Origin of the sequence: Nocardioides sambongensis (assembly GCF_006494815.1) — a bacterium.
Classification (GTDB): Bacteria; Actinomycetota; Actinomycetes; order Propionibacteriales; family Nocardioidaceae; genus Nocardioides; species Nocardioides sambongensis.
This window is the reverse complement of sequence record NZ_CP041091.1, coordinates 489,678-503,245: the sequence shown is the minus strand read 5'-3', so window position 1 is coordinate 503,245 and position 13,568 is coordinate 489,678. Positions and strand designations below refer to the sequence as shown.

Annotated in this window: 12 protein-coding genes; 1 reads left to right on the top strand and 11 read right to left on the bottom strand. The window is 72.9% G+C overall.

What is annotated here, in order from left to right:
* Positions 1-37: 37 nt before the first annotated feature.
* The 4 genes from FIV43_RS02310 to FIV43_RS02295 form a co-directional block, all read right to left on the bottom strand.
* On the bottom strand, positions 38-859 hold the full coding sequence (locus tag FIV43_RS02310) for an FHA domain-containing protein (RefSeq protein WP_141012819.1): 822 nt from the start codon (positions 857-859) through the stop codon (positions 38-40).
* Positions 856-2,142: a vWA domain-containing protein gene (locus FIV43_RS02305; RefSeq protein WP_141012818.1), complete on the bottom strand. Its 1,287-nt coding sequence runs from the start codon at positions 2,140-2,142 to the stop codon at positions 856-858. The genes FIV43_RS02310 and FIV43_RS02305 overlap by 4 nt, the downstream gene beginning before the upstream one ends.
* Positions 2,135-3,025: a PP2C family protein-serine/threonine phosphatase gene (locus tag FIV43_RS02300; protein ID WP_407938880.1), complete on the bottom strand. Its 891-nt coding sequence runs from the start codon at positions 3,023-3,025 to the stop codon at positions 2,135-2,137. The genes FIV43_RS02305 and FIV43_RS02300 overlap by 8 nt, the downstream gene beginning before the upstream one ends.
* 371 nt (positions 3,026-3,396) lie before the next feature.
* The gene (locus tag FIV43_RS02295) at positions 3,397-5,547 is read right to left on the bottom strand and encodes a serine/threonine-protein kinase (RefSeq protein WP_231123633.1); all 2,151 of its coding nucleotides are present in this window, start codon (positions 5,545-5,547) and stop codon (positions 3,397-3,399) included.
* A gap of 162 nt (positions 5,548-5,709) precedes the next feature.
* Between FIV43_RS02295 and FIV43_RS21845 the strand changes: the two genes are divergently transcribed.
* A complete protein-coding gene (locus tag FIV43_RS21845) occupies positions 5,710-5,871 on the top strand; it encodes a hypothetical protein (protein ID WP_231123632.1) in 162 nt (53 codons plus the stop codon).
* Positions 5,872-5,923: 52 nt separating this feature from the next.
* Here the strand turns inward: FIV43_RS21845 and FIV43_RS02290 are convergent, their stop codons facing one another.
* From FIV43_RS02290 to yczE, 7 genes are read right to left on the bottom strand one after another with little or no spacing between them, the layout of a single operon-like run.
* Positions 5,924-7,036, bottom strand: a complete 1,113-nt coding sequence (locus FIV43_RS02290; protein WP_141012816.1) for a hypothetical protein — start codon at positions 7,034-7,036, stop codon at positions 5,924-5,926.
* 2 nt (positions 7,037-7,038) lie between these two features.
* Positions 7,039-8,037 carry a glutamate ABC transporter substrate-binding protein gene (locus FIV43_RS02285; RefSeq protein WP_141012815.1) on the bottom strand — a complete coding sequence of 333 codons (999 nt, stop codon included), beginning with the start codon at positions 8,035-8,037 and terminating at the stop codon, positions 7,039-7,041.
* Positions 8,034-9,314, bottom strand: a complete 1,281-nt coding sequence (locus tag FIV43_RS02280; RefSeq protein WP_141012814.1) for a hypothetical protein — start codon at positions 9,312-9,314, stop codon at positions 8,034-8,036. Before FIV43_RS02280 ends, FIV43_RS02285 begins: the two co-directional genes overlap by 4 nt.
* Complete coding sequence (locus tag FIV43_RS02275; RefSeq protein WP_231123631.1) at positions 9,311-10,999, bottom strand: AAA family ATPase; 1,689 nt, start codon at positions 10,997-10,999, stop codon at positions 9,311-9,313. The genes FIV43_RS02280 and FIV43_RS02275 overlap by 4 nt, the downstream gene beginning before the upstream one ends.
* Positions 10,996-11,511, bottom strand: coding sequence for a hypothetical protein (locus FIV43_RS02270; RefSeq protein ID WP_141012813.1), 516 nt, complete (start codon positions 11,509-11,511; stop codon positions 10,996-10,998). The genes FIV43_RS02275 and FIV43_RS02270 overlap by 4 nt, the downstream gene beginning before the upstream one ends.
* 49 nt (positions 11,512-11,560) lie before the next feature.
* Positions 11,561-12,805 carry a toxic anion resistance protein gene (locus FIV43_RS02265; RefSeq protein WP_141012812.1) on the bottom strand — a complete coding sequence of 415 codons (1,245 nt, stop codon included), beginning with the start codon at positions 12,803-12,805 and terminating at the stop codon, positions 11,561-11,563.
* Positions 12,806-12,853: 48 nt separating this feature from the next.
* The gene (gene yczE, locus FIV43_RS02260; protein WP_181407649.1) at positions 12,854-13,564 is read right to left on the bottom strand and encodes a membrane protein YczE; all 711 of its coding nucleotides are present in this window, start codon (positions 13,562-13,564) and stop codon (positions 12,854-12,856) included.
* Between the last annotated feature and the right edge of the window lie 4 nt (positions 13,565-13,568).

Below are 13,568 nucleotides of genomic sequence, written 5' to 3'. Positions count from 1 at the left end.
ATCCGGCCCGGGTGCGCGCGACTGGGCCGGGCTCGCCTCAGATCTCGCCGGGTTGGGCGCGGCGGACCACGATCCGGGTCCAGGCACCGAGGTAGAGCCGCTCGTCCGGGGCGATCTCGCGCTTCTCGCCGGGCGTGATCGGCATCGCCGGCAGCGCGCCGATCGAGCCGCCCACGTAGGTGCCGTTGGAGGAGCCCAGGTCCTCGACCCACCAACGCGTCCCGTCGGTGGTGAGCTGGCAGTGGCGGCGGCTGATCCCGGTGTCACTGCCGAGCTCGATGTCCGGGTCGATGCCGCGGCTGCGGGAGGCCCGTCCGACGAGCACCGACCTGGTGCGGATCGGGACCACCTCCGGCACGCCGGCCGAGGGCAACGGGTCGTCGCTGTCCTGCTCGTCGTACCAGTCGGGATCGATCCAGACCTCGGCCACCCAGGCTGCCTCGAGTCGCGGCGCGACCGGCTCGGGGGCGTCCTGGGTCCCGGCCTGGCCGGCCTGCCCGGCCTGCCCGGTCTCCCCCACCGGTGTGGCCGGTGCCGACGGGTCGGGGATGCCGAAGACGGAGAGGTCGAGCGGCGCGGGCTCGACCGGACGCGGCATGGTGCCGGTGGTGAAGTCGTAGCCGCAGGCCTCGCAGAAGAGCGCGTCGGGCGGGTTGGCCGCCTGGCAGTTGGGGCAGTCCGCGCTCTCCTCCTCCGGCGCGGTCGCGGCGGTGTCCGCGGCACTGACCTGCTCGGCCCCGCCTCCGGCGGGCGCACCGGGGTCGGCCGGGGTCGCGGCCGAGGAGTCGATCGGCAGTCCGCAGACATCGCAGTAGTCGTCGGCGGACGAGTCGTGCCCGGACGGGCAGACAGAGCTCATGCTGGGTCCTTGCGGATCCGCGTGGTCTTGGTCGACGCGGTGTCCAGCGCCATCTCGTCGGCCTTGTCCACCGCGCGCCTCAGCCGCACGGTGCCGTCCGCCTCGTTCTCGACCTCGACGACCTTGCGCAGCTTGGTGGTGGCCTCGGCGTTCCCGGTGGCGGCGGCCAGCGCGACGGCGCGTCCGAGCTTGGTGGTGGCGGTGGCCTCGTCGCCGGCCGCCTTCGCGGCCAGGCCCTCCTGGATCGCGGCGGCCAGCTCGGTCTGCCCGGTGTAGTGGGCGACCTGCTGGTCGATCCGGGTGGTCAGCTCGGAGTTGGAGGACCAGGTGGCCTTGATCAGTCCCTGGGTGACGATGTCGTCGCCGAGGGCGAGCTGGATCCGGGCGGCGAGCTGCTCCTGGCCGACCGCCTTGGCGGCGACCCGGACCGCGACGTGGTAGTCGCGGGACTCGTCCGACCACGCACCGGTCGGGTAGTCGCCGGTGAGCGGGTTCACCGGCGTGCGTCGCGCGGTGAGGTCCTCGACCGTCGGCGACACCTGCCGCACGAACAGGATCTGGGCGCCCTGCGGGGTCCAGACCCGGAGGTTGGCGTCCGCCACCCCGCGCGACATCGACTTGCGCATGATCGCCTGGAACTCCGCGCGCATCTGGTCCGGGCGCGGGATGATGTCGACCGATCCGAGCAGGGCCTGGGCGATGCGGCGGATCTCGGCGACCTGCCAGTCGGTCCCGGCACCGCGGCAGTCGGCCTGGAAGTAGCCGGTGGCCCGGTTGATCGCGTCGTCCAGGCGCCCCGGCCGCTCCCGGTTCTCACCGTCGGTCAGCAGCAGCACGTGGCGCTGCGAGACGCTCGGGACGGAGCTGAAGAGCTGCCCGGCGAGGTCGAGCCAGGTGCTGATCGCCGTGCCGCCGCTGCCGACGAAGCGGTCGATCGCCGACATCGCCTGGTTGCGGACCCGGCTGTCCATCTGGACCATGCCCGGCCCGGAGGTCACCGGAGGGTAGGCGAGCATCGCCCGGTCCGCGCCGGCGATCACCGCGAACCACGTGCCGTCGACGATCTCGGCCAGCGCTGCCTTGGCCGCATCCTTGGCGGCCTCCATCGTGGCCGGCCCCATCGACCCGGAGGTGTCGACGATGATGATCTCGCCGGCATCCCCCGAGCCCGCCTGCCCGGCGGTGCCCGCGCCGGTGCAGCTGACCGTCACGATCGCGTTCACGTCCGTCCCACCGTCGGGCAGGAACTCGTTCTGGTAGACGGCGGCGGTGAACTCAGCCATCGCTGGGACCTCCCTGGGAGTGGTCGGGCAACTCGGGCAACTCGGGGGCGTCGGTCCGGTCGGGTACGTCGACCACCGGGTCGGCCGGTCCGGCACCGGACTGCTCCGTCTGCCCGGCATTCTGCCCGACGGCGGCGACGCCCACCGCGGGTGGTGCGGCGGACCCGTCGTCGGCCGGCTCGATCCGGGCCAGCGCCACCGTGATGTTGTCCTGTCCGCCGCAGTCGTGGGCGAAGCCGACCAGGGCTATCGCCAGCTCGGCGGGGTCGGTGGTGCCGGCCGCAGCCACCTGGGCGGCCAGGTCGGCCGGCTCCGAGGCGTAGTTCCACAGTCCGTCGGAGCAGACCATCACCCAGCCGGCGGCGTCCAGGTCGCGGGTGACCAGGTGTGGCGTGAGGTCCGGGCTGTCCCGCCCCAGCCACTTGGTGATGGCGTGCGCCTGCGGCGAGGCCTCGGCGACCGCCCGCGGCGCTCCGGCCGCGATCTGGGTCTGGGCGAGCGAGTCGTCGGTGCTGAGCTGGACGCCGTCGCCGACGTCGGGCAGCCAGTAGGCACGGGAGTCGCCGATGTTGGCGACATGCACCCGCTGCCCCTCGACCACGGCGACCGCCAACGTCGCCGACGCCGGATTCGGCGAGTCCGGGTCGGTGGTGGCCACGATCGCGGTGTTGGCCGCCCGGACGGTGGTGTCGAACACCTTGCGTGCCGCCGCGGCACGGCTCTCCTCGGTGCCCAGCCCGACGGGCAGCGGCATCCGGAGGACGTCGCGCGCCGCATGCGCCCCGGCCAGCGAGGCCACGTCGGAGTCGATCGAGTTCGACACGCCGTCGAGCACCACGAGCACCGCCCGGGAGCCGGGACGCGCACCGGCCAGCAGCGCCATCGCGTCCTCGTTGCGGGCGTGGGTGATGCCGCGGTCGCAGACGCCCGCGACCCACGCGGCGGGGCGCTCACGGAAGTGGTCCCGCTCGCTCGGCGCCTTCGTCCCGCACTCCATGCAGTAGAGGTCGGGGCCGACCTCTCCCCCGCACTCCGCACACGGCCGTCGGGTCATCGCCGGCACCGGGTCGGAGAGCGCCGCGGACGGCATCCGGGTGGGGGCGCTGATCGGCGCGTCCCCCATCGGGTCGTCGCTCCCCGGTCGGACCGGTGGCGGCGCGGGCGCCGCCGGGGCACCGGCGAGCGGGGCGCCGCAGCTCTCGCAGAAGCGGGCGGTGCCGGGCGCCGTCGCGCCGCAGGCCGCGCAGACCGTGCTCATGTCAGGCTCCAGTTCCGGATCGCATTGGCCCGGTTCACCAGGTCCACGCGCTCGTGCAGGTCGGGGGTGTCGCGCGCCAAGGATCGCAAGGCCGCCTCCAACCCGTCGCGGACCCCCTGCTCGGTGGCCTCGACCGAGCCGATCGAGCCCGCGCCCCGTGGACCGTCCTTCCTGCCGGGCCCGCCGACACCGGCACTGCCGCTCCCGGGAGTACCGGTGGTCCCGGGGCCCGGGGTCCCGCTCACTACGGGCAGCGCCTCGGTCAGGATCCGGACGACGTAGCGCTGCTGGGTGGTGCTGTCCATGCTCGCCCGCTCGACGGTGCGCATCGCCTGGTCGAGGACCGCGATGTCCTGCGCGCTCCCGGCCAGCAGCACCTCGGCACGCTGCTGTCGGCTCTCGGTGTAGCCGCGGCTCGTGGTCGGCACCTGGTCCAGCGCCGCGACGGCACCGGCGGTGTCCCCGGAGGCCGCCCGCACCCGCGCCGTACCGAAGGCGGCGGAGGGCACGTAGGCCGCGTCGGTGGTGGCGCAGACCTGGTAGAGGCTCTCCGCGACGGCCGGCCGGCCGCCGTGCTCGCAGGCGAACGCCAGCGCCAGCTTGGGCGCGAGCTCGCCGGGGACCTGCTGGTAGACCGCGTTGAACGAGGCCTTCGCGGTCTCGAAGTCGTCGGCCTGCACGGCCGCCAGTCCCTCCACCCACAGTGCCCGCCACTCCCACGGATCCTGGGAGAGCAGGCTGGCCGCGAAGGCCCGCGCCTGCACGCTGTTGCCGAGCTCGAGGGCGGCCCGGGCGCGGGCCAGCCACACCTCGGCGGAGTCCACCGGGGCCGCCTGGAGGTCCCGCAGCCGTTGGCCGGGGTCGTCGGTGCCGACCGTGGAGAGCCAGGCGTGCTGGGGGTCGGTGGTGTCCTCGCGCAGCTCCGGGAGCTGGCTCCACTCGACGATCGGACGGGCGGTGGCCGGGGACTCGAAGTGCACCGACGCGGCGCTGGTCAGCGACGTGCCCGGATGGTCGCGTGCGACCACCTCGCGCAGCACGCCGAGCACCTGGGTGCGCAGCTCGTCGACCGAGGCGAACCGGTCCGCCGGGTCCGGGGCACAGCACTTGGCGATCAGCCAGTACAGCGAGTCGTACTCGACGAAGAGCGGGGTCGACGCCACCGGCGGCAGCGAGTGCAGGTAGGTGCTCTGGTAACCGCGGAACTCCATGCACAGCACCACCAGGGTGCGGCCGATCGTGTAGATGTCGGAGGCGACCGACGGGCCGACCTCGGCCACCTCCGGGGCCTGGTAGCCGACGGTGCCGTAGATCGCGGACTCCTGGTCGTCGATCCGCCGCACGCCGCCGAGGTCGATCAGCTTCATCGCGTCGCCGACCTGGATCATGTTGTCCGGCTTGAAGTCGCAGTAGACCAGGCCCAGGTCGTGCAGGTAGGAGAAGGCCGGCAGCAGCTCGAGGATGTAGGCGAGCGCCTGGTCCACCGGCAACGGGTCGTAGGACCCGTGGTTGGCGGCGATCCGCTGCTTGAGGATCTGCTTCAGCGACTTGCCGCCGACGTACTCCATCACGATGTAGCCGGCACCCTCGTGGGTGACGAAGTTGTAGATCTCGACGATCGACGGGTGCTCGACCTGCGCCAGGAACTGCTGCTCGGCGATCGCCGCGGCGAGGGCGTCCTGGTCGCCGGCGTTGAGCAGGCCCTTGAGCACCACCCACCGGTTGGAGACGTTGCGGTCGCGGGCCAGGTAGATCCAGCCCAGGCCACCGTGGGCGAGCGCCCCGGCGACCTCGTACTGGTTCGCGACCAGGTCGCCGGCGCCGAGCTTGGGCGTGAACGAGAACTGGGTGCCGCACTGCGGGCAGAAGCCCTCCGCACGGCCGGGCTGGTCCTCGATGCTGCGGCCGACCGCGTTGCCGCACTTCGCGCAGTTGCGGCGGTTCTCCGGCACCTGCGGGTCGGCCATGATCGCCTTGGCCGCGTCCACCGGTGGGGCCGGCGGCACCGAGGTGAGGCCGGCGCCCAGACGGGCCGCCCGCATCCGCTGCGAGCCCACCCGGGTACGACGCGTGGCGCTCGACCCGTCCCGGCCGGCCCGCCGCGAGCCGATCGCGGCGGACTGCACGCGGCTGGCCGAGGTCGCCACCGAGGCATCGGCGTCGGCCAGCGGACGGGACTGGGCCCCACGTGCGCGGCGGTGGCCAGCGCGCTGGCCTCGGCGACCGCCGCGTTGGAGGTGGCCGGCGTGCCGCAGACGTCGCAGTAGCCGTCCAGGATCGAGCCGCTGCAGCCGGGTTGACCGCACGGCGTGCCGTTGACCGCCCGCGAGGGCGCGACCGGGACGGTGCCGATCTCGGCGTGGTCGGCCCGGGAGACGCCGCTCCCCGCGGCCGCGGTGGGCGCCACCGTGGCGGTGTCGATGCCGCTGGAGGCGCCGCCCGTGCCCGGCATCCCGCACACGTCGCAGTAGCCGTCCAGGATCTGTCCGCCGCAGCCCGGCTGGGTGCAGCTGCCTGGGGTGCTCATGCAGTCTCCTTCGCGAGCCAGGTCTGGTAGGTGGTGACGAGCTGGCGGGCCACCGCCATCGGCGCCGGGCGGCGGGCGAGCAGGTCGCGTGCCTGCTGCTCGCTGGCCACCAGGTCGGGGTTGGCCGCGACACCGGCGGCACGGGCCTTCGCCACGAACGCGTCGAGCAGCCCGACCAGCCGGGCGTATTCCTCGAGCGCGTCGGAGTAGGCGTGCTGGGCCAGCTCGAGCGCCTGCGAGACCCGGTCGAGTCGGTGCAGGTAGCCGCCGATCTCGTCGGGCGTGACCGGGACCTGCCCGAGCGCTTCCACGTCGGGGACCGCATACCGCGGAGCTGGGTCGACGGTGGCCACGCAAGCGGCGGCGAGCTTGGCCAGGGCCGCGGCGCGCTGCTCCAGGTCGGCGCGCAGCTCACGGGCGGAGAGCACCTGGTCCCGGGCGTCGCGGCGGCGGGCGTTGCCCACGATCAGGTCCCGCTCGAAGGTGGTGGCCTCCACCTCGAACGGTCCGAGCATCCCGCCGACGTCCCCGCCGCGCTCCGCCTTGGCGGTGATCGCCTGCAACCGCGACATCAGCTCGGCGAGCCGTGCCACGGCGGCGTCGCGCTGGTTCGCCGGCTCCAGCGCGACCTGGTCGCGGATCCGCTCCAGCTGGGCGCGCAGGTCGCGGATCCGGGCGGCCTGCTCGTCCGCGCCGGGCACGAGGGAGAGCCGGGTGCGCAGCTGGCCGGTGAGCGCGTCGCAGAGCCGACCGGCCTCGGGCAGCGAGACGGCGAGCCCGCCGGGGAGCTCGGTGGCCCCGTCCAGTCGTCCCCAGATCAGCGCGGAGATCCGCTCCCGCTCCTGGCGCAGCACCCGTCCGCCGTCCCAGGTGGCGAAGACCAGCTGGTAGCGGTCGCTGGTCGCCTTCCACAGCGCCAGCGCCAGCGACATGTCGCCGGCCAGCTCCCCGCCCCTTCCGGCCCCGAGGGCGGCCGCGTCGAGCTCGTCGAGCTCGTCGCGTCGTACCCGCAGCCAGGCGTCGAGCTCGCCCAGGTAGGTCTGGATCGCGGCGGGCTCCAGCGCGTCGCCGAGCTTGCCGGGCGCCGAAGGCGCGACGGTTCCCGCCATCGTCACCGGCTCCGGTAGGGCTGGACGGGTTGCGGCTGGGTCGCGTCCTCGGCCAGGTACGGCGCCAGCCACTTGCGGTAGGACCGCTGCCAGCGTCCGTCGGAGCGCATGTCCTCCAGCACCGCGTTGACGAAGGCGGCGAGGTCCGCGGCATCCGGGCCGACACCGACCCCGTAGGGCTCGGTGGTCAGCGGCTGCTGCTCGGGCACCACGGCGAGCGGGTCCTGGGCGACCAGGCCGGCCAGCACGGTGTCGTCGCCGGTGATCGCGTCGACCTCGCCCTGCTGGAAGTCGACCAGGCAGCCGGTGTGGTTGGCCGCCGCGGCCACCTCGGCGTCCGGCTCGGCCTCGGTGATGTTGTTGATGCTGGTCGACCCCTCGGGCGCGCAGACGGTCTGCCCGGCCAGGTCGGCGATAGCGAACTCCTCGCCGGACGCCTCGAGCTCGTCGGCGGTCTCCTTGCCGATCAGCACCTTCTGGGTGGCCTCGTAGTAGATCTGGGAGAACCGGATCTCCTCCCACCGCTCGCAGTTGACGGTCATGTTGCGCACCACCATGTCGACGTCGCCGTCGACGAGCAGCGGGATCCGGTCGGCGGCGGTGATCACCCGGAACTGGATCGAGGCGCCTCCGTCGAAGTCCGCCCCGAAGATCGCCTGCGCGACGGCGCGGACGATGTCGATGTCGAAGCCCTCGATCTTGTTGGTCTCCGGATTGCGGGAGCCCATCTTGAAGGTGTCGGCGGAGACCCCGACGATGATCCGGCCGCGATCGCGGATCCGTTGCACCGTGGCGCCGCCGGAGTCGTCCGGCGCGTAGGAGGCGAGGGTCGACTCGTCCGTGGTGCAGGTGGCCTCCGAGGCGGCCGGCGCGTCGGTGGTCTCCGCCGCGGGCTCGGGGACGGCGGTCGGCTCGTAGGAGCAGCCGACCAGGGCGCTCGCGGCGAGGGCGGCCACGACGGTGGCGGTGGCCGTGCGGAGCCGGCGCGGACGGGTGCTCATGCATACTCCTTGCGTCGTTCACCGACACCGCGGGCCACGGCGATCGCCGCCGCGACGCCGAGCAGCAGCGTGATCAGGCTGCCGGCCAGGGCGAAGGAGCGGCCGGCACGGAGGTCGTCCACGACGGTGCCGGTGAGCTCGTCGACCAGCTCCTGGGAGGACGTGTCGAACGCCTCCAGCGGCGCTGTCGAGCCGGTCGCGCCGGGGTCGACGGCGATCCGGACGGCCGCACGCCACAGGTCGTCCTCGTCGCGCTCGACGATCTGGCCGTGGCGTTCGGTGTAGGTCTCCCAGTCGCCGAGGAGGTCGTCGTCGCTGCGCTGCTCGACGACGGCGGCGGCCTCCTTCCACGGGTCCTCGTAGGTGTCGCCGGAGCCGCGCTTGATCAGGCGGAGGTTCTCGTACACCTTGGCGTCGTTGGCCGCGGTCCGGGCCGTCGCCTGGTCGGTGGCCCGGGTCAGCTCGCCGTCGCGCAGGTCACCGTTGCCGCCCGCGGCGACGAAGGCGGCGAGCGCCGCGACCAGCGTGGTCACCAGGACCACCGCACCGGCGATCGCCAGCCCCTTGTTGATGCGCCGGCGGAAGGTCCGGGCGATCTGCTGGTTGACCCAGAACAGCCCGGCCAGCGCGAGCAGTCCGACCGCGAGCAGCCACCAGGGGTGCTGGCCCCCGAGCGCGTTCTCCGCGCGCTCGGTGTTGGCGTCGACGAGGTTGGTGAGAATCGGCCGCGCCTCGTCCCGCAGCTGTTCGCTGGCCCCACTCAGGTACTCCGCGCCGACCGGGTAGCCCTGCCGGTTGTAGGCGCGGCCGACCGCGACCGCCGCGTCGTAGTCGTTGACCTGCTGGTTGAGGGCAGCCAGTGCCTCGCGGTCGGCGGGCTGGGCCTCGGCGGCGTCGACGATCTGGTCGAGGACGTCGTCGATCGCCTCCTCGTAGGCCTGCTGCTGGTCGCCGGTGTCCACGATGCCGGCGGCCAGGAAGGAGGTGGTGGCCAGCGCGTCGGCGTGCAGCAGCGAGGACTGGATCTCCTGGACCCGGGTCAGCTGCTCGGCGTCGTCGGCGGCACGGCCGTCGGACTGCCAGGAGGTGAACTGGATCAGCGCGGAGAGCAGGCCGAAGACGATGGCGACGCTCATCCCGATCAGCTGCCACCGGTTGAGCAGTGCGGGTGTGTCGACGTACGCCGGCTCCGGCGCCGGAGCGGCCGACGCACCGGCGCCCGCCGGTGGCGCGGAGGCCGCGGCTGGCGGGGCGGCGACGGGGGCTGGTTGGCTCACGATCCCTCTCCTGACTCGGCCGGGGCCTCGAACGGCTCCACCGGCGTCGGGTCGACGACGTCGACCGGCGGCACCAGCTCCGTGGCGTGGCCGACCGGCGCGGCGTCCGCCTCGGCACCGGGGTCGGTGTTCGGGTCGACGACGAGGTCGTCGGGCTCCAGCGTGCGCAACTGCTCCAGTGTCGGCTCCGCGACCTCGCGCAGCCGCCAGGCGTGGTGGCCGATCGCCGCCTCGAGCAGGTTGCGCACGAACCGGGCGTTGCCGAAGGACGGACCGCGCACCACGTCGCCGAGGATCTCGCGGAGGCGCTCGAGGACCTCCTCACCGGCGTCGTAGTCGGCGCCGGTGACCATCGAGGCGAAGATGTCGACCAGCTCGTCGTCGGTGTAGTCGACGAAGTCGATGGTGGTGCGGAACCGGCTCTCCAGCCCCGGGTTCTCGGAGATGAAGACGGCCATCGGCAGCGGATAGCCGGCGACGATGACGACCAGGTCGTTGCGCTTGTCCTCCATCTCCTTGACCAGGGTGTCGATGGCCTCCTTGCCGTACTGGTCGCCGGAGAGCGCGTAGGCCTCGTCGATGAAGAGCACGCCGCCCTCGGCGGAGCCGACCACCTCGGCGGTCTTGGCGGCGGTCTGGCCGAGGTAGCCGGCGACCAGCTCGGAGCGGTCCACCTCGACCAGCTGGCCCTTGGAGAGCAGGCCCAACGCCCGGTAGATCCCGGCGACCAGCCGGGCCACGGTGGTCTTGCCGGTGCCGGGGTTGCCGTTGAAGACCAGGTGCCGGGTGATCGTCGGGGTCTCCAGGCCGGCCTGCTGGCGCAGTCCTTCGACGCGCAGCACCGCGGCCTGGCGGTGGATCTCGCCCTTCACGGTCTTCAGGCCGATCAGCGCGTCCAGCTCGGCCAGCAGCTCCTCGACCGACTTCGGCTCCTCCTCCGGCTCGGGCGTCTGATCCGGAGCGTCCTCCGGCTCGTCGCCGGCGGTCTCGGTCGCGCCCGCCGGGTCCGCCCGGTCCGGGGGCGTGCCACGTGACGCTGGGCCATCGGTGGGCGCCGGGCCATCGGTGGGCACGGGCCCCCCGGACAGCCCGGAGGTGCCGGACGTCCCCCGGGTGACCGCCAGGTCCCGGATCCGCTGCTGCACCTCGTTGCCCGCGGTGCGGAGCTGGTCGAGGACGTGGTCACCCACGCCCGGCACCTGCTGTCGCTGCGGGTCCGGGCCGAGGTCGAACGCACCCTGCCCGGGGCCGGCCGGGGACGCTGACGCCGTCGGCTCCCCCAACTGCGCGGACGTCGCCATCGCTGCGTTGCCGACGGCTCGCGGGTCGACCGTGCCGAGGGCGCTGGCGGCGAGCGCGACCTCGCCGAGCGCGCGGGCGTAGTCGGGCGCGTGCGGGGAGCGTTCCAGGCTCAGCAACGACATCGACGGCGTCGGGCCGGCGCGGAACCGGCGTCCGGCGACGGCCGCGTCGAAGAACGCCTCCGCGCCGCCGTCCGCGACCGCGCGGCCGGTCTGCTCGGCCCACTCCACGAAGGCCCCCTTGTTGGGCTCGGCCACGGTCGCGGCGAGGGACTCGCCCTCGCGGAGCGCTGCGCCGGGGTCGACGCCGCTGCGGCGGGCGACCGCGACCAGCGCGTCCAACGCGGAGGTCAGCGTCGTACCGGAGGTGGAGGGATCGGTCACGGGGTCTCCAGACTGAGGTCGCCGCCGTCGGAGGCGTGACCGAACTTGGCCTGCAGGAACCGGCCGTGCGCGATCAGCGCCTGCGCATCGGCCCGGTTCGCGGCGTCGAGGATCTTGTCCATGGTCGCGGCGAGCAGCTCGAGCTGCTCGATCAGGATCATCAGGGCGGTCTTGCGACCGTCGATCGGGCGGGTGTCGGCCCACTCGCGGGGCAGGCGCAGGTAGCCCTGGATCGCCTCGGGGAGGTAGTCGGTGGCGGTCGCGACCACGGCGTACCCCTCCTCGCTGCCCAGCCCCGACTCACGCAGCCGCGGCAGGGTCTGGTTGATCGAGCGCGCGATGCGCACCACCCGCGAGATCACGACGGGGGGCGCGTTCTGGGCGCGCAGGGTCGCGTTGACCTGGTTCAGCGCCGCCAGCACGTCCTGCTCGGTCGGGGGCGCGGGCACCTCGAAGGTCTCCTGCTCCGCCTCGTCGCTGCGGACCCGGCGCCACCACGCCTTCAGTCCCACCGCTCCTCGTTCCTGCTCGTCGTGCGCGTGCTGTCGCTCCTCCGGTCGTTCACCCGGTGATGTCGAGGGCGCCGGAGGCGTTGCGGGCGTCGTGCTGCCGGACCCGGTCCAGGTACGACTTGGACTTGGTCACCTCGGTCTCGAGCACGCCGATGGTGGTCGCCATGTTGTCCAGCGCCTTGAGCTTGAACTCGTCGATGGAGTCCATCGTCGCGTAGATGTTGCTGAAGGCGGCCTGGAGCTGCTCCATGCCGATGGTCGAGGAGGCGGCCTGCTCCTGGATCGCAGCGGAGTTCTCCCGCAGCATCTCCGAGGTCCGCTGGATCATCGAGGAGGTGGTGGTGTTCAGCGCCGTGATCTGGTCGAGGACCAGCTTCTGGTTGTTCAGCGCCTGCGCCACGATGACCGCGGTGCGCAGCGCCGAGATGGTGGTCGTGCTGGCCCGGTCCACACCCTTGATGAGCTCGATGTTGTTCTTGATGATGATGTCGATCGCCAGGTACGCCTGGATCGAGACCGCCAGCTGGGTGAGCAGGTCCTGGTGCTTCTGCCGGACGTAGAAGAGCACGTCCTGGGAGAGCGTCTTCGCCTCCTCGGGGTTGCTCAGCTCGAGCTGGGCGATCTTCGCCGAGACCTTCGCGTCGAGCCGCTCCGCGACGTAGATGTACTGGTTGAGGCGGCCCATCACGGCCCAGAGGTTGGTCTTCTCCAGGTTGAGGGCGACGTTGTCCTTGGTCAGCTCGTCCTGGCCGCTGCGCAGGCTGTGCAGGATGCCGTTGAGCTGCTGCTGGGAGGACTGGTACTTGCGGAAGTAGTCCTCGACCTTGTCGTTGAAGGGCAGCTTGTCCCACCACCGCTTCACGCCCTTGGCCTGCCCGGGGTCGAGGTCCTCGACGGTACGACGCAGCGCGAGCAGCGACTTGCCGACGTCGGAGGACTCCGAGATCCCGCCCTCCTTGAGCGCGGTCACCGGCTTGTCCAGCATCCGGTTGGAGGTCTCGGCGGCCTTGCGGATGTCGGCGTCGCCCATGGTGCGCACGTTCTCCGCCTGGGCCGCGAACTCCGGGCTGCCGATCTTCGCGCCCTCGAGGCTGGCGAGGAAGTTGTCGACCTTGGCGTCCAGCTCGGGAACCATCTCGGTCGCCACCTGCGGGGCCATCTTCGGCGCCTGGGTCTCCACCACCGGGGCCGGGGCCTCGGGAGCGGTCAGCGTCACGACCGGGTCGGGCGGCGCGAGTGGCGCGGCCTGGGCGGCGGCGGGATCGGGGGCGGCAGCGGATCCGTCGGTCGTCATGCCCCGAGACTATCCAGTCAACCCCCGACTCATGCCAGGGTCGGGCGATCAGTTCGGGGTGGATCTCAGGGGCGGGGCCGGGAGATCCACCAGGAACCACGGGAGCATCCACTGGGCCAGCGGCCCGATCGCGAGCGCGTAGACCACGGTGCCCAGACCGACCACCCCGCCGAGCAGCACGCCGAGCACCACGACGACGACCTCCAGCCCGGTCCGGACCACCCGCAGCGAGAGGCCGGTGCGACGGTGCAGACCGGTCATCAGGCCGTCCCTCGGTCCGCGGCCGAACTGCGCGCCGATGTAGAGCGCCGTCGCCACGGCGTTGAGCACCACGCCGCCGAACATCAGCGCGAACCGTGCTCCCCAGCCCTCGGGCGGGTCGAGCAGGGCGAGGGTGGCGTCGGCGGCCATGCCGACCAGGAACGCGTTGGCGACGGTGCCCAGGCCCGGCTTCTCGCGCAACGGGATCCAGAGCAACAGCACCAGGAAGCTGAACAGCACCACCGCCTGGCCGAGGCTGATCGGCACGTGCCGGATGAACCCCGAGTGCAGCACGTCCCAGGGCGAGAGGCCGACCGCGCCGATCACCATCAGGGCGAGGCTGACGCCGTAGAGGACCAGGCCCACCAGGAGCTGCGGCACGCGGCGCGCCAGCCGGCCGGCGCGCAGCTGGGCCAGCGGCCCGAGATCGGCCAGGGACGCGGTGCGGGAGGTGCGCGGAGCGGGCGCGGCGGAGACGGCGGGGGTCGAGCAGCTCATGCCA

Coding starts and splice junctions, on each gene's coding strand:
- FIV43_RS02310 (WP_141012819.1), bottom strand. CDS start 859: ATGAGCTCTGTCTGCCCGTCCGGGCACGACTCGTCCGCCGACGACTAC.
- FIV43_RS02305 (WP_141012818.1), bottom strand. CDS start 2,142: ATGGCTGAGTTCACCGCCGCCGTCTACCAGAACGAGTTCCTGCCCGAC.
- FIV43_RS02300 (WP_407938880.1), bottom strand. CDS start 3,025: ATGGCGCTGCTGGCCGGTGCGCGTCCCGGCTCCCGGGCGGTGCTCGTG.
- FIV43_RS02290 (WP_141012816.1), bottom strand. CDS start 7,036: ATGGCGGGAACCGTCGCGCCTTCGGCGCCCGGCAAGCTCGGCGACGCG.
- FIV43_RS02285 (WP_141012815.1), bottom strand. CDS start 8,037: ATGAGCACCCGTCCGCGCCGGCTCCGCACGGCCACCGCCACCGTCGTG.
- FIV43_RS02265 (WP_141012812.1), bottom strand. CDS start 12,805: ATGACGACCGACGGATCCGCTGCCGCCCCCGATCCCGCCGCCGCCCAG.
- yczE (WP_181407649.1), bottom strand. CDS start 13,564: ATGAGCTGCTCGACCCCCGCCGTCTCCGCCGCGCCCGCTCCGCGCACC.